Source organism: Rhizobium sp. PDO1-076 (genome assembly GCF_000247475.1).
Classification (GTDB): domain Bacteria; phylum Pseudomonadota; class Alphaproteobacteria; order Rhizobiales; family Rhizobiaceae; genus Allorhizobium.
Map to the genome: position 1 here is coordinate 1 of NZ_AHZC01000199.1, position 15,779 is coordinate 15,779.

Annotated in this window: 14 protein-coding genes and 1 pseudogene; 4 read left to right on the forward strand and 11 right to left on the reverse strand. The window is 61.9% G+C overall.

The features are described from left to right. From PDO_RS12135 to PDO_RS12145, 3 genes are all read left to right on the forward strand, one after another. A partial coding sequence (locus PDO_RS12135; protein WP_037073722.1) for an amidohydrolase family protein occupies window positions 1–226 on the forward strand: 226 nt, incomplete at its 5' end. Further along, window positions 223–1,158, forward strand: a complete 936-nt coding sequence (locus tag PDO_RS12140; RefSeq protein ID WP_009109932.1) for an ROK family protein — start codon at window positions 223–225, stop codon at window positions 1,156–1,158. The genes PDO_RS12135 and PDO_RS12140, both read left to right, overlap by 4 nt. Then, window positions 1,158–1,652 carry a GNAT family N-acetyltransferase gene (locus PDO_RS12145; protein ID WP_009109934.1) on the forward strand — a complete coding sequence of 165 codons (495 nt, stop codon included), beginning with the start codon at window positions 1,158–1,160 and terminating at the stop codon, window positions 1,650–1,652. The genes PDO_RS12140 and PDO_RS12145 overlap by 1 nt, the downstream gene beginning before the upstream one ends. A 3-nt stretch (window positions 1,653–1,655) precedes the next feature. Here PDO_RS12145 and PDO_RS12150 read toward each other — a convergent pair whose 3' ends face one another. From PDO_RS12150 to PDO_RS12175, 6 genes are all read right to left on the reverse strand, one after another. Beyond that, window positions 1,656–2,531 carry a GNAT family N-acetyltransferase gene (locus PDO_RS12150; protein ID WP_009109936.1) on the reverse strand — a complete coding sequence of 292 codons (876 nt, stop codon included), beginning with the start codon at window positions 2,529–2,531 and terminating at the stop codon, window positions 1,656–1,658. A gap of 7 nt (window positions 2,532–2,538) precedes the next feature. Further along, window positions 2,539–3,282 (reverse strand): aspartate/glutamate racemase family protein, encoded by a 744-nt coding sequence (locus PDO_RS12155; protein WP_009109937.1) that lies wholly within the window; start codon window positions 3,280–3,282, stop codon window positions 2,539–2,541. A 4-nt stretch (window positions 3,283–3,286) separates the two neighbouring features. After that, window positions 3,287–4,105, reverse strand: a complete 819-nt coding sequence (locus tag PDO_RS12160; RefSeq protein WP_009109938.1) for an ABC transporter permease — start codon at window positions 4,103–4,105, stop codon at window positions 3,287–3,289. A 2-nt stretch (window positions 4,106–4,107) separates the two neighbouring features. Continuing rightward, window positions 4,108–5,013, reverse strand: a complete 906-nt coding sequence (locus PDO_RS12165) for an ABC transporter permease (RefSeq protein ID WP_009109939.1) — start codon at window positions 5,011–5,013, stop codon at window positions 4,108–4,110. 163 nt (window positions 5,014–5,176) lie between these two features. Then, window positions 5,177–6,466 (reverse strand): ABC transporter substrate-binding protein, encoded by a 1,290-nt coding sequence (locus PDO_RS12170; RefSeq protein WP_009109940.1) that lies wholly within the window; start codon window positions 6,464–6,466, stop codon window positions 5,177–5,179. Between the two features lie 31 nt (window positions 6,467–6,497). Beyond that, window positions 6,498–7,586, reverse strand: a complete 1,089-nt coding sequence (locus PDO_RS12175; protein WP_009109941.1) for an ABC transporter ATP-binding protein — start codon at window positions 7,584–7,586, stop codon at window positions 6,498–6,500. A gap of 258 nt (window positions 7,587–7,844) precedes the next feature. Here PDO_RS12175 and PDO_RS12180 point away from each other — a divergent pair, with 258 nt between their 5' ends. Next, the gene (locus PDO_RS12180; RefSeq protein WP_009109944.1) at window positions 7,845–8,558 is read left to right on the forward strand and encodes a GntR family transcriptional regulator; all 714 of its coding nucleotides are present in this window, start codon (window positions 7,845–7,847) and stop codon (window positions 8,556–8,558) included. 18 nt (window positions 8,559–8,576) lie between these two features. Here the strand turns inward: PDO_RS12180 and PDO_RS12185 are convergent, their stop codons facing one another. From PDO_RS12185 to PDO_RS12205, 5 genes and pseudogenes are all read right to left on the reverse strand, one after another. Continuing rightward, window positions 8,577–9,422 (reverse strand): asparaginase, encoded by an 846-nt coding sequence (locus tag PDO_RS12185; RefSeq protein WP_009109946.1) that lies wholly within the window; start codon window positions 9,420–9,422, stop codon window positions 8,577–8,579. 138 nt (window positions 9,423–9,560) lie between these two features. Next, window positions 9,561–11,369, reverse strand: coding sequence for an allophanate hydrolase (atzF, locus tag PDO_RS12190; RefSeq protein ID WP_009109948.1), 1,809 nt, complete (start codon window positions 11,367–11,369; stop codon window positions 9,561–9,563). After that, window positions 11,369–12,619 (reverse strand): annotated as a pseudogene (locus PDO_RS29345) (carboxyltransferase domain-containing protein); the annotation flags it as partial. The gene atzF and the pseudogene PDO_RS29345, both read right to left, overlap by 1 nt. Further along, window positions 12,574–15,117: a 5-oxoprolinase/urea amidolyase family protein gene (locus tag PDO_RS29350; RefSeq protein ID WP_009109952.1), complete on the reverse strand. Its 2,544-nt coding sequence runs from the start codon at window positions 15,115–15,117 to the stop codon at window positions 12,574–12,576. The pseudogene PDO_RS29345 and the gene PDO_RS29350, both read right to left, overlap by 46 nt. Further along, on the reverse strand, window positions 15,117–15,770 hold the full coding sequence (locus PDO_RS12205; protein ID WP_009109954.1) for an urea amidolyase associated protein UAAP2: 654 nt from the start codon (window positions 15,768–15,770) through the stop codon (window positions 15,117–15,119). Before PDO_RS12205 ends, PDO_RS29350 begins: the two co-directional genes overlap by 1 nt. Window positions 15,771–15,779: the final 9 nt, after the last annotated feature.

Sequence of the window (15,779 nt, forward strand, 5' to 3'; positions counted from 1 at the left end):
CGTGCGCTTCGCCCATGAACGCCTCGGCCAGCCTCTCGAGGAGGCATTGCGCATGGCCAGCCTCTATCCGGCACAAGCAATCGGTGCAGATCGCAAGGGCAGCCTGGCGGCCGGAAACGACGCCGATTTCATCGTCCTCAGCGAAGATCTCGACCTCCTCTCAACCTGGATCGGGGGCGCTTGCGTCCATGAGGCCGAGGCCGAACGCCGGAAAGCCAGCGCATGATCGTCTGTTTCGACATCGGCGGCACCGCCATCAAGGGTGCCGTGGCTTACAGTGCCGACGATATCCGCCCGTTTCCCCGCCATCCGACACCGATCCATGACTTCGACGCCTTCGTCGCGACGCTGGCTTCCGTCATTGCCGAGGCCGGGGCACGACCGGACTGCGTCGCGATCTCGATTGCCGGCGTGATCGACCCCGACACTTCGAATGCCGTCGTTGCCAATATACCATGCATCCATGGGCGACCGTTGCAAGCCGATCTCGAACAGTGCCTTGGCCTGCCCGTGATAATTGCCAATGACGCCGATTGTTTTGTCCTCGCCGAGGCCAGCATCGGTGCGGCCAAGGGGCATCGCGTCGTTTTCGGCATCATTCTCGGCACCGGCGTCGGTGGCGGTCTGGTTATCGATGGCAAGCTGATCAACAGCGACGGCGGTTTTGCCGGCGAGTGGGGCCATGGCCCCATTTCCGCAACCGAAGCAGGTGATCCGCCAGCCCGCATTCCACGGTTCCAGTGCGGCTGCGGACAGAAGGGGTGCATTGATGCGATCTGCAGCGCGCGCGGACTGGAGAAACTGCACCAGCATCTGCATGGCGAGGCGCTGACCAGCGAGGAAATCCTGTCGGACTGGCAAAAGGGCGATCCGCTGGCCGAACGCACCATCGACGTCTATGTCGACATCATCGCCGATCCGCTGGCGCTGGTCATCAACTTGACGGGGACGACGATCCTGCCGGTCGGTGGTGGGCTGTCGAACGTTCCGGCTCTGATTTCCGCCATCGACACCACCGTGCGAACCCGCATCCTGCGGCGTTTCGAAAAACCGATCGTCATTCCAGCCGAATGCCGCGTCGAGCCCGGCCTGATCGGCGCTGCCGTGCTCGGCCTGAGTGCGGCCAGGGACATGGGTTCACGCCTGAGGACCATTTGATGGACATGCTGGTCAAGCTCTACGATTTGCAGCCCGATGCCGGTCTCGATCGACGAATGGCCAATCAGGATATCAGGCTACGCCGAGCGCTGGTCCCGGAACTGAAGTCGATCTGCGACTGGATCGAACCACGTTTTGGTTCCGGCTGGGCAGCCGAAGCGACAGCCGCCATCATGCGCCAGCCGGTCACCTGTTTCATCGCACACCAGGGGCCCGTGCTGCTCGGTTTCGCCTGTCATGATGCGACGATGAAGGGCTTCTTCGGCCCGACCGGCGTCGACGAGGCAGCACGCGGCAAGGGCGTCGGGCATGCTCTGTTGATCACCACGCTGCTCGACATGCATGCCCAGGGCTATGCCTATGCGATCATCGGCGGTGCCGGACCGATGGAATTTTATCAGAAGAGCGTCGGCGCGGTGCCGATCGAGGGCTCTAAGCCCGGCATCTATCGCGGCATGATCCCGACCGCAGCCCCGAGCGGCGTCTCGGGTTAGGTTTCAGCCGAGCTCAAGCGTCGTGATCGCAAACACGCCATCCGCTTCCACAGCCGGCGGTGCTCCGCGATACATGCGCGCCGTCATGAAGCCGCGCTTGAACCCGCAGGCCGCCAGATGCACACTGAACGCCTGCTGGTATTCCGGTACATCGACATGCACAGCGGCGCCGGCAAGGCGGTCAAGGCAGGCATCGAGCAGTGCGATGGCAACGGTCTCGCTGGACGCAAACAATGGCCCGATCTTGTAGCCATCGACACAAGGCCGCAGAACCGCGTAGCCATCAACATCCCCCACGTGGTGCCCATCCTTGCGGCTGATCATCACCTCCCGTGGCGCGCCGAGCCATGCCTGCAAGAAACTGCCGCGTGCAACCGGGAAAAACCGCCGATCAAAGGCAACGATTTCAGCCGCATCGTTCGGTCCAGCACGACTCACATTCGTCTCGACACCGCTGTTGGCACCCGTGCCGGCCCCCGACCAACGGCCGGACCAACGGCCCGACCAACGGAATGTCCGATAATGCGGAATAAAGCCCATGCGACCATAATTTTCCTGTTGCTCTACCACGCCGTCGAGCCCGATCACCGCATCGCCGAGATGCTCCATGCCAGCATCCCAGACCTGGCGACCAAGGCCCCGTCCGCGAAAATCCGGATGGCAGATATAGAGGCCGATGAAGCCGAAACCGCCATAGGAGACAGCCGAGATACCAGCTGCCAAACGGCCATCGACCAGACAGCCGATAAATCCCTGCGGATCAACCGCCCGAAAAGCGGCAGCATCCTCCGAGCCCGGATTCCAGCCCTCGTCTGCCGCCCAGTCGACCAGCTTCTCGACTTCGCCCAAGGTCAATACGCGGATTTCGGCAGAAGCCATGCTGCCCTCACCCAGCCATGACGGCTGGCGAGAAACGCTCGAGCACGCCCAGATAGGGCTTGTCGATCGGCGTCGCATAGGCGCCGGATTTTGCGGTCGAAAGCCCAAGCGCAACCAGCGCTTCGGCCTGCTTCACTGCTGCGGCCACACCATCGACCACCGGCACGCCGAATTCGTGGCGCAGTTCAAGCGTGAGGTCGGCCATGCCCGCACAGCCGAGCACGATCGCCTCGGCGCGGTCGTCGCGAAGCGCCGCCGCGATCTCGCGGCGCAACCTGTCGCGCGCGTTGGAATTCGGATCTTCCAGCGACAGCACAGGCACGTCGGCGGCCCGCACCTTGCAGCGTCCGCTCATGCCATAGCGATGCACCAGATGTTCAACCGGCAGCCGCGACCGCTCCATCGTGGTGACGATGGAAAAACGCTGTGCAATAAACGATGTCGCGGCCACCGCCGCCTCGCAAATGCCGATGACCGGGATCGAGGCCAGTGCGCGTGCCGCATCGAGCCCCGTATCGTCGAAACAGGCGATAACGATTGCCTGCGCCCCTGCCCGTTCCGCCTTGGCGATTTCGACCAGAAGCCCCGGAATAGCAAAGACCTCGTCGTAATAGCCTTCGATCGACACAGGCCCCATCGACGAGGTGATCGCCTCGATCTCGGTGCCGGCATTGGCCACGCGACGCGCTGCATCTGCGATCGTCGCCGTCATGCTGGCGGTCGTATTCGGATTGATGACTGCTATTTTCATGCGTTCAACCCTGGTTCCTGCGGCGGCTCATGCCGACAATCAGGCCCAGTGTTCCGGCAATCACGAGGAAGGAAAAGACCGTCGTCACGGTGCCGAGCGCATACAGCACCGGCGTCGTCACATTGGTCGTCATGCCGTAGATCTCCAGCGGCAGCGTGTTGTATGTGCCGGCCGTCATCAGGGTACGAGCAAATTCGTCATAGGACAATGTAAAGCCGAACAGGCCGACACCGATCAGGCTCGGTGCGATGATTGGCAGCACGACATGGGCAAAGGTCTGCCACGGCGTGGCGCCGAGATCGCGCGCCGCCTCTTCATAGGCCGGCGAGAAGCGGTTGAAGATGGCAAACATGATCAAGACGCCGAACGGCAGTGTCCAGGTCAGATGTGCGCCGAAGCCGGACGAATACCAGGCCGGCTGCAGGCCAATCTGCTGGAAGAGCACGCCGATACCGAGAGAAATAACGATCGACGGCACCACGAGACTGGCGACCGACAGATAGAATAGCGCCGTGGCACCTGCAAATTTGCGCCGGAACGCAAGACCGGCAAGCAGCGACACAACCACCGTCACCACCATGACCATCAGCCCGAGCATCAACGAACGCCGGAACGAACCGCCGAAATCGCCGACCGCCTGGGTCTGGAACAGGTTGATGAACCAGTGGACGGAGACACCGTTCAGCGGGAAGGTCAGGCCGCCATTCGGACCCTGGAAAGACAGGATCAGGATCGCCGATAGTGGTCCATAGAGGAAGAGGACAAACAGGGCGAAGAAGATCGCCAGGACGTAGAATTCGCGGGAGCGGGTTTCGCTGTTCATGCTCAGAGTTCCTTGCGGATATCGACGACGCGCAGGATGGCCGCAACCATCATCAGCACGATGATCAGGAGAACCACGGCATTGGCGGCCGCCGCCGGATATTGTAGCAGCGACATCTGGTTCTTCATCATCAACGCAACAGAAGCGCTCTGGCCGCCGGACATCACCTGCACGGTGGAGAAATCGGCCATGACAAGCGTCACGACGAAGATCGTTCCGATCGCCATGCCGGGCTTGGCCAGCGGGATGATGACATTGGTGAGCGTCTGCCAGCCGGATGCGCCGGCATCACGCGCAGCCTCCATCAGCGACTTGTCGATGCGCATCATCGTGTTGAAGATCGGCGTCACCATGAACAGTGTGTAGAGATGCACCATCGCAAGCACCACGGCGAAATCGGAATAGAGCAGCCACTCGATCGGCTGAGGAATGATGCCGGCGCCGACGAGCGTATTGTTGATCAGCCCGTTGCGGCCCAGCACCGGGATCCAGGAGATCATCCGGATGATGTTCGACGTCAGGAATGGCACGGTACAGACGAGAAACAGCACCATCTGCATCGACGAGGTGCGGATATGGAAGGCGAGAAAATAGGCGACCCAGAAACCGATGAACAATGTGATCGCCCAGACGATGAAGGCGAATTTCAATGTGTTGAGATAGGTCTTCCAGGTGACCCAGGAGCCCAGCGTCTCGGTATAATTGAAGGTGACGAAATCCGGGTACATCTGGGCAAAGTCGTAGTCCCAGAAACTGACCACGCTGATCATCAGGATCGGCAGCAGCAGGAACCCGCCGAGGATGAGGGTCAAAGGCAGTGCCTGCAGATAGGCAGGCAGCCACGACGGCAGTTTGATGACACGCTTCGGCTTCGGCTCGCCGACGCCTAGGAACCGCACTGTCGCCATGGTTTCCGTCTCCTGTTATCAGTCCAAGTCTGCCCCTCATCCGGCTGCCGCCACCTTCTCCCCGTAAACGGGGAGAAGGTTCGTTGCGGTTGCCGTTTTGCCCCTTAGCCCCGCCTGCGGGGAGAAGGTCCCGGCAGGGGGATGAGGGGCGATGTTGTATGCATCAGGCCGCGATGAATTCGTTCCAGCGGCGAACCATGTAGCGGTCTTCGTCCATCACGGAGTTCCAGCACGCCACCTTGCCCATGCGCTCTTCGAACGAGCCGCCATCGCGGACTGCACCGGCCTTTTCCATGACCTTGCCGTCCGGTGCGACGATATCGCCCTGGGCGGCCTTGCCCTCGATCCAGTAGCCCCATTCGTCAGCCGACATGTGTTCCTTGGCGGTTTCCATGGCAGCGGAGTAGTAGCCCTGACGGTTGAGATAAGCGCCGACCCAACCGGACGTGTACCAGTTGATGTATTCATAGGCGGCGTCGAGCTGCGCGCCCTGCAGATGCGAGGCCAGACCCAGACCGCCGCCCCACGAACGATAGCCTTCCTTGAGCGGCTGATACTTGCAGGCGATGCCCTTGCCGCGCACGGCAGCAACAGCCGGTGACCACATCGACTGGATAACGACTTCGCCCGAGGCCATCAGGTTGACGCTCTCGTCGAACGACTTCCAGAAGGCGCGGAACTGACCGTCCTGCTTGGCCTTGATCAGGAATTCGATCGTCGCATCGATTTCCGCCTTGGTCATGTTGCCCTTGTCGGCATAGGTGATGTTGCCCATGGCTTCCATGATCATCGCGGCATCCATGATGCCGATCGACGGGATATTCAGGATCGAGGTCTTACCCTTGAAGGCCGGGTCCATGATATCGGCCCAGGTGGTGATTTCGCGACCGACGAGGTCGGGGCGGATGCCGAGCGTATCGGCATTGTAGATGGTCGGAACCATCGTGAACAATTCCGTTTCGCTCTTGGCGAACGTCTTGTCGCCGGCCTTTTCGACATAACCGACGGTGTGCGGAGCCGTGCCCTGCGCGATGACGCTGTCCGGCGTCAGCTTGCCGTTTTTGAACAGCGGCACGATCTTGTCGTAATATTTCAGCTTCTTCACATCCATCGGCTGGATGACGCCGGCCGGGAAGACCTTCTTCAGGATCCAGTATTCGATGTCGGCGATGTCATAGGAGTTCGGCTGGGTCACGGCGCGCTGGGCAGCGGCGTCGCTGTCCGTTGCCGTCATTTCCAGCGTGATGCCGAGGTCGGCCTTGCACTTTTCGGCGATCGCATTGAGGTTCGACACACCGGTGCCGAACTGGCGCAGCGTGATCGGGTTCTGCGCCCAGATGGTCGGGAAACCGGTGATCACGCCAGAACCGGCAGCAAGGCCGGCAGCAGCAGATGCCGTTTTCAGAAGCGAGCGGCGGCTAATGCCCTTGGTTGGTTTGGTTGTCTCTGACATGCGCTGTTCTCCTTGTTATGATGGTATTGTTTCAGTGGCCGATACGTCCCAGAACGATCGAATCCGTGTCATCCCATGACAGGGTGACGACCTCGCCAACCTTGACGGGGGCAGCAAAGAAGGCCGCGTCGGTGAGGACTGCGGTGAACTCGTCGGTAAAGGCGGTGGTGATCGTCAGCTTCACCTTGGCACCGAGATATTCGAGATTGGAAATGATCCCGTCGAAACCGAGCCCGGTAGCCGGTGCAGCGCCCAGACGGACATGGTCCGTGCGGATGGCGATATCGGCGGTTTCGTCTTCGACCGGCGCCTGCCCTTTGGCAAAGAAGCGACCGCCACCGCTAACCTCGATGAAAAGACCGTTTTCGGTGCGCTCGACGATCCGGCCCGACAGCACATTGTGATCGCCCATGAAGCGCGCGACAAAAGCAGTCGCCGGTGCCTCGAACACGACGCGCGGATGGGCCGCTTGCTCGATGCGCCCTTCGTTCATCACCACGATCAGGTCGGCGAGCGCCATGGCTTCTTCCTGGCTATGGGTGACATGCACGAAGGTGATGCCGAGCGAGGTCTGCAGCTTCTTCAGTTCCGCCCGCATGCGGATCTTGAGAAACGGATCGAGTGCAGACAGCGGCTCGTCGAGCAACAGCGCCTCGGGATTGGTGATCAAGGCGCGGGCCAGCGCCACGCGCTGCTGCTGCCCACCGGAAAGCTGGGCCGGCCGCCGCGTCGCATAGGGCTCGAGCTGCATCAGCTTCAGCATGTCCATCGCCTTGCGACGGCGCTCTTCCTTTTCGACGCCCTTCATCTTCAAACTGAAGGCGACATTGTCGACAAGATCGAGATGCGGAAACAGCGCATAGGACTGGAACATCATCGCCGTGCCACGCTTGGCCGGCGGCAGGTCTGTCACCACCGCATTGCCGAGACGCACATCGCCGGAGGAGACGCTTTCATGGCCAGCAATCATGCGGAGCGTCGACGTCTTGCCGCAACCGGACGGGCCGAGCAGGCAGCAATAGGTGCCGGACGGTATTTTCAGACTGATGGCATGCACCGCAGTGGTATTGCCGTAAACCTTGGAGACGGCGGCGATATCGATCTCTGCTGCTTTGCTCATGATAACTCCCTCATCTGCAATAAGGGAATGCATATGCCGTGCCAGTTTCAGGCGATCCGGCTAAGTGCTTGGATTCTCGAATGCCATTGTGCACTGCGCAAAAGACATAAGCATCCGGCAAACCTGTATGCACAAAAATTAATCGATTGCGATCAATCTATACACAAGATTGTATGCAATCTGAAAAAGCGATCATAGACAATGCGGGTTTCAATTTTCCGTAGCTGCCGCTAAATAGAGGCAACACCGGATTGAACCATGTCTCTCAAAGTCACGTCTCACCGCCAGCTCGACCAGAACCAGGAAGATCGCGCCCGCGCCATCCGCGATGCGCTGCGCGATGCCATCGTCGATCGACGCCTTGCGCCCGGCACCAAGCTGTCGGAAGCCGAGGTCGGCACCCTGTTTGATGTCAGCCGGACGGTGGTGCGCGATGCACTGCAGATGCTTGCCTTCGAAGGCCTGGTGCGCACCGAGCGCAACCGCGGCGCCTTCGTCTCCAACCCGAGCACCGAGGAAGCCCGCCAGGTCTTTGCATCACGTCGCCTGATCGAAGCCGGTATCATTGCAGCTGCCGCCGAACGACTGACGCCAGCCGATATCGCTCTGTTTCGCGAGCAGTTGCATGAAGAAGAACGCCATCGCAACGAACGCGGCGCCAGCGCGCGCCGCGCCGAGATCAAGGCCTCGGGTGACTTCCACCTGCTGCTTGCAAGGGTCGCAGGCAATGCGGTGCTGGGAAAGTTCATGGACGAACTCGTGGCCCGCTCCTCGCTGGTCATTGCGCTGTACGGTCGAACCGGCGTTTCAAGCTGCGGCCATGACGAACATGGCGACATTCTCGACGCTCTGGAAAAAGGCGACATTGCCCGCGCCACGCATCTGATGATGCACCATATCGACCACATCGAGGCCGACCTCGACCTGGCGCTGAGCGAGACCCGGACACTGAAGGATGCCCTGGCGCTCTGAAGGTGTGAGTTGGACGGCTCAGTTCAGCCACAGATGGATAAGTGCCGCCTCCGGCGTTTCGGCCCCGCCGTTTTCCACACCAGCAGCCCATAGACCAGCCCCGGCAGCATAGGCACCAGGCTGCAGCCCGCCAGCCTCGCACTGGCTGACCGCACGAACTGGCTTGCCGCCAGAGACTGCCTTTGCAAGGGCAGCAAGCACCGCCTGATCCGCCATCGCCGTCCCTGAACCGAAGACCCGCAGCACCGCGCCGTCAAGCACATCCAGCGCGGCCGCAAGGAACACCCCGTCAATGCCGGGTGACAGAGACAGAATGGCCAGGCGCTTGTCGGAGAACAGGCGCGATTGCGCCGGCTGCAGCGGTGGTTGGGGCTGGGAGCAGAACGCATCCTCAGCCTGGCTGTCGTGTTTGACGAGTCCGGCCGCAGGCAGAAGCTTGCCGGCGAAGGCCAGAAACACGCCAGCGCCTGGGGCAAGGGCAGTGCCGATCGCCAGAGCAAGATTGCCCTCGGCATCGGCATTTTGACCGAGCGGCTTCATCGAGCCGCAAAGGACCACGCGACGCGCCTCTCCCGCCAAAGCCTGCGACAGGGCGGCACCGGTGAAGGACATAGTGTCGGAGCCATGCGTCACAATCACCGGCATGTCAGGATGCGACCGGATCACCGTCAGCATGATATTCCAGTGGCTGGGGCCAACATCGGCACTGTCGAGCAGCGGGTCGAAGATGTGGCGAACGAGCGTTATCCCCGCCGGCAGCATCGCCTCCAGCGCGGCTTCCACCATGCCGGCCTGCGGCGCAAGGCCGTCCGGTGTCGGCACCATGCCGATCGTGCCCCCGGTGTGGATGAGCAACAGTTTCATTCGTGTCTCCCTGCCCTTGTCGGCACCTGAGACGCCGTCTTAGGCGAGCACATGGCCAAGATCAATGCAGGGGTGAAAGCGAGAAATATCGCCATGACCCGATGATATGAAACAGCCGGGTCATGGAGGGCAGTAGAGTTATGCCTTGCTGCGCGACGCGATATAGGCACGCCAGCCACCAAGTTCGGTCACTTCCTGCGCGCCCTTTATCGCGTACGGTTCGCAAAGGAAGCCGGACACCTGGCTCGCGTCATCCAGCGTCACCTTGCCGATCCCCAGTGGCGCCGGAATGTTCTGCACGAAACGTCCGAAGGCGGCAGGCGTCACCTTCCACACCTCGACCTCCAGCCCCTTGCCTGCGAAGCCCGGCTCACGGATCAGACCGGGCTTCGGCGGCACGGTATTCGGCAGGACAAAGAGGCGATAATCGGCCGCCGTGCGGCAGGTCTTCACCAACCGCCCACCGGGACCAGTCAGTTCGTGGTTGAGCGGCATGCCGGTGAGATGCGCACCGACCACCACGATCGTGACGAGACCATCGTCCGGTTCCCCGACGCGACTGGCATCCGGAATGACAGCCGACTTGTCCTTGCCCATGCCGGCGGCAAGCGTCCGGTGCATGGCATCGGCAAATGGAGCCAGCGCATCGTCGGAAAAGGACGGGCCAAACAGCGTCACGCCGGCTGGCAGATGATCGTCGGAATCAAAACCGGCAGGAATGGCGATCGCCGCATAGCCGAACAGATTGGCGAAATTGGTGTAGCGGCCGAAATGACCGTTGTGCACGATCGGATCGGCCAGCATGTCCTCGACCGTGTAGGTCGTCGGCGAGGTCGGCAGCATCAGCACATCGAGCTTCTCCCACTCGACCAGCGTCTTTTGCCTGAGTGCGCCGAGCTTGTACTGCCCCTCGAATGCGGCAACCGCATCATAAGCCTTGGCGCCCTCGATGATGGTCCGCACAGTCGGATCGAAATCATCGGCATTGGTGCCGATGAAATCCTTGACCGCCGCCAGGCGCTCGGCCACCCATGGGCCATTGTAGAGCAGTTCGGCCGCTTGGCGGAACGGCGCGTAATCGAAGGGCACGATGGTGGCGCCCAGCGACTTTGCTCGCTCGATCGCCGCGTCGTATAGTACCTCCACCTGACGATTACCGAAGAATTCGCGCTCAGTGCCATCCAGCACTCCGATCCGAAGCCCCGCGACCGGCAGGCTGGCGGGAACCGCCTTGCGGGAATAAGGATCGCCTGCATCATAGCCGTCCACGACCTTGCGGATCGCGACCCCATCGCCGACGGTCGCGGCGAAGACCGTGACAACATCGACGCTGCGGCAGGCCGGCACAACGCCGACATTCGGCACCAGACCTGGCGTCGGCTTAATGCCGACGAGGTTGTTGAACGCGGCAGGCACGCGGCCGGAACCGGCGGTATCGGTGCCCAGCGCAAAACTTGCGAGGCCCGAAGCGACGGTCACGGCGGAACCGGAAGACGACCCCCCCGAAACATAGGCCTTGTCGAAGACCGAGCGCGGCGCGCCATAGGGTGAGCGCGTACCGTTCAGGCCTGTGGCAAACTGGTCGAGATTGGTCTTGCCGATCACCAGCGCCCCGGCGGCTTTCAACCGGGCAACGACGGTGGAATCTGTCGCCGGATCATAGGCAAAGGCCGGGCAGGCTGCAGTCGTCGGCAGGCCCGCCGCGTCGATATTGTCCTTGACGGCAAACGGCACGCCCCAGAGCGGCAGGCTGTTCGGTTCCGGCGCCCGCGCCATAAGTTCCCCGGCAGCCGTTCGCAGAACATCATCCGGTGTCTCGGTGATGAAAATTGCCGGATCGTCGGATGCCCTGCGACGGGCAATCACCTCTTCGACCAGCGCGAGAGGTGTCAGACCAGCGGCATAGGCGGTCTTGAGCGACGAAAGATCGAGAATGGTGGGGAGCATCAGATTTCCTCCAGCACGACCAGCACATCGCCGGCCTTGACGTTGCGCCCCGGACCGGCGCGAAGATCGCGAACCGTGCCTGCGGCGTGAGCGGTGACGTTGATTTCCATTTTCATGGATTCGATGATGGCAAGCGTATCGCCGGACGCGACCGTCTGTCCCTGTTCGACAAGCACTTTCCAGATGTTTCCCGGCACCGCACTTTCGACCCCGAAGCACCCCTCGGGAATATCGCCACCAAGACCGGGACCCACACCTTCATTGACGATGAAGCTGTCGAGCCCCTGTTCCTTCCAGCGCAGGCGTTCGGTTTCGAACGCCGCCTGCTGCTTCTGCTTGAATGCGCCGATGCTCGCGGCATTGGCGGCAAGCTCCGCCTCATAGGCAGCGTAGGAAAACTCCCCCTCTTCGATCCTGAGCGGATAGCCGCCATGCGGGAAGGCAGCCCGCGCTTCGGTCAGCTCTTCATGGCTGACGGGGAAGAAACGGATCTGGTCGAAGAAATCGAGCAGCCAGGGTTTTTCCTTGTGGAAGACCGGTGTCTGGCGCCAGGTATTCCACACCTGGATTGTGCGGCCGAACAGCTGATAGCCGCCAGGCCCCTCCATACCGTAGATGCACATATAGGCGCCACCGATCCCGACGGCGTTTTCCGGTGTCCACGTGCGCGCCGGATTATACTTGGTGGTCACCAGCCGATGACGGGGATCAAGCGGCGTTGCGACAGGGGCGCCGAGATAGACATCGCCAAGCCCCATGACCAGGTAGGAGGCGTTAAAGATCGTGTCCTTCACCGCCTGCTCGTCGGCAAGGCCATTGATGCGACGGATGAACTCGATGTTCGACGGGCACCAGGGCGCGTTCGGACGCACCAGTTCCTGATATTTCCGCATCGCGAGTTCCGCCTGCGGATCGTTCCACGACAGCGGCAGATAGACGGTACGGCTCGGCACCGTCACCGCCTGCGCTGGCGGCAGGCCAGCCTCGATCTCCTTCAACAGACCGAGCAGGCGGCTGCGGGCCAGCGTCGTTCCGTCATAATGGATCTGCAGCGAGCGGATGCCGGGCGTCAGATCGATCAGCCCCGGCAGCTTTGCCGCCGTCACCGCCTGCATCAGCAGATGAACGCGCAGGCGCAGCGAAATATCGAGCTGCATCTCGCCATATTCGACGAGAAGATTGTCATCGCCTTGGCGGCGGTAAACTACATGAACGGGGCCGCTGTCGTTGGTGGCCAGAATGGGGGAGCCGATGGCGAGTGCCAGACGGGAGGCTGACGCCACGGCTTCGTGAACACCCCCTCTGCCCTGCCGGGCATCTCCCCCACACGGGGGGAGATTTGTGCCACGCCCGCCTCGGCACTTTCAGAAAGCAACCTCGCCCCGATTTCAGCCGAAGCGGCAGGCGAGACCACGGCATCCCTGATCTCCCCCCGTGTGGGGGAGATGTCCGGCAGGACAGAGGGGGGTGCAGCCGACACAACTCTCGAATCATCGAGACTGGCATCCCCATCCCGCGCCACCGGATGAAACCGGATCCTGTCGCCCGGCTTGAACTGGCCCATCTTCCACTGCTCGTCACGCGCGATCACCGCCGGGCAGACGAAACCGCCAAGGCTTGGCCCATCGGGCCCAAGGATGATCGGCATGTCGCCGGTAAAATCGATCGCGCCGATCGCATAAGCATTGTCATGCAGGTTCGAGGGGTGCAGCCCCGCCTCGCCGCCATCGGTGCGTGCCCATTTCGGCGCAGGCCCGACCAGCCGCACTCCGGTACGGGCAGAGTTGAAATGCACCTCGTATTCGGTCGAAAATAGGGTTTCGATATCCTCCTCGAGAAAGAAATCGGGGGCGCCATGCGGACCATAGACCACACCGACGGTCCAGTCGCGGGAAAGCACAGCAGGCTCGCTCGCGGCTTTCGCCGCCGGCTGCGGTACCCTAGCGAGCCTGAGCACATGGCCGGCACGCAGCGTCCCCGTGGCATTGCCGCCGAACTGGCCAAGCCCGAAGGTTGCGCGCGAACCGAGCACGACCGGAGCAGCAAAGCCGCCCGCCACCGCCAGATAGGCACGCTGCCCTGCCCCTTGGATGGAGCCGATGGCCAGCGTCTGCCCGGCCTTCACCTTGACCAGAGTCCCGTGCGGCACCGGATTGCCATCCAATGCCATCGGCATCACCGCGCCGGCAAGTGCCACAACCACATCGGAGAAGAACTTCAGCATCGGACCGGACACGGTCAGCTCAAGCGCTGCCGTCTCGTCACCATTGCCGACCAGCCGATTGGCATGACGGAAGGATCGCGCGTCCATCGGACCACTCGGCGGCACGCCGACATGCCAGAGGCCGAGCCGCCCCGGCAATTCCTGCAGGCTTGACTGCGCCCCGGGCGCAATCACCTCGATCACATCGGGCACGAAATCGAAATCCTTCAGCGCTGTCGTCGCGACATCACCGCTGCTGAAAAGTTCAGACGCCGCAATGGCTTTCAGATATTCCAGATTGGTCTCGATACCCGATAGCGCCGTACCTTCCAGCGCCTTTGACAATGCCGCGATCGCTAAGGCGCGATCATCGGCCGACACGATCACCTTTGCCAGCATCGGATCGTAGAAGGGCGTCACTTCGGTACCTGTCTCGATCCAGCCATCGACGCGCACACCGTCCGGAAACACCACCTCGGTCAGCAGGCCGGCACTGGGGCGAAAGCCCGCATGCGGCATCTCGGCATAGATCCGCGCTTCTATCGCCGCGCCCTTGGGCTGAAGCGCCTCATTGCCGGACAGCACATCCTCGCCCGCCGCCTGGCGGATCATCCATTCGACCAGATCGACACCGAAGACCGCTTCCGTCACCGGATGCTCGACCTGCAGACGCGTATTAACCTCGAGGAAGTAGAACTCTTCACGAGCCGGATCGTAGATGAACTCCACAGTACCGGCTGATGCGTATTTCACCTTCTGGCCGAGAGCGACAGCCGCCGCATGCAGCCTCGCGCGCACGCTGTCCGAAAGACCCGGCGCCGGCGTTTCCTCGATCACCTTCTGGTTCCGCCGCTGTAGTGAGCAGTCGCGCTCACCGAGCGCGATCACCCGGCCCGCGCCGTCGCCGAAGATCTGCACCTCGACATGGCGGGCCTTGGCGACGAAGCGTTCAAGATAGACGCGGGCATCGCCAAAACTCGATTTCGCCGTGCGCTGCACGCTGTCAAACGAGGCCTTCAGGCTCTCGGCGTCGTGGCAAAGGGACATGCCGATGCCGCCACCGCCGGCGGTCGATTTCAGCATCACCGGATAGCCGATCGTCTCCGCCGCCATCAGCGCCGCGTCGCCGCTGTCGAGCAGGTCCGATCCCGGCAGTAGCGGAACGCCGCTGTCGCGCGCCAGTTCACGCGCCGTGTGCTTCAGCCCGAAATCAGCAATATTGGCCGGGCTCGGACCGATGAAGCTGATGCCCTCGGTTTTCAGCCGCTCGGCAAAGCCGATGTTTTCCGAGAGGAAACCATAGCCGGGGTGGACGGCTTGCGCGCCCGTCTGCCTGCAGGCGGCAATCACCGCGTCGACATTCAGATAGCTCTCCGAAGCCGGTGCCGGCCCGAGCCGCACCGCCTCGTCGGCCATCAACACGGCCTTGCAAAACCGGTCGGCATCGGAATAGACCGCCACCGAGGCGATCCCCATTTTCTGCAGCGTGCGAATGACACGCACCGCGATCTCGCCGCGATTGGCAATGAGTACCTTGTTGAACATCAGGCGTCCTCACCATCCCAGACGAGCACGCGTACCGGGGTCGGATCGAAGCCGTTGCAGGGATTGTTGATCTGCGGGCAGTTGGAGATCACCAGCAGCACGTCCATCTCGGCCTTCAGTTCGACATAGTCTCCCGGCGCCGAAATACCGTCGACGATGGTCATCTCCCCGCTCGGCTCGATCGGCACATTCATGAAAAGATTGATGTTGGGAACGACATCGCGCTTGCTCATGCCATGCTTGGAAACCTCGATGACGAAGTTGTCGCGGCACGCATGCAGGTATTTGACGCCATGGCCGAAGCGCACGGTATTGCTCTCGCAGGAGCAGGCGCCGGCAGACGTGTCGTGACGGCCGCAGGTATCGGCCGTCATGGTCAGCATCACCCGGCCCTCGTTGGAAATAACCCTCGTGCCGGTGGAGATGTAGGCCGCTCCCTGCTCTCGCATCGTATCCTGGCTGGAATAGCGCTCGGAGAAGTCATCGGCATTGTAGAACAGCGTGTCAATCGCCTGCTGGCCATAGCTGTCTTCGATGCGCACGGTCTGCCCGGCCTTGATCACCGTCGAGAACGGCGCCTCGGCCGCAATGTAGTGATCCTGCACGGCGTTGGAGAGCGTGCGGGTGGCGGACGTCTGGATGAAATTGGTCATGGCTCCGCT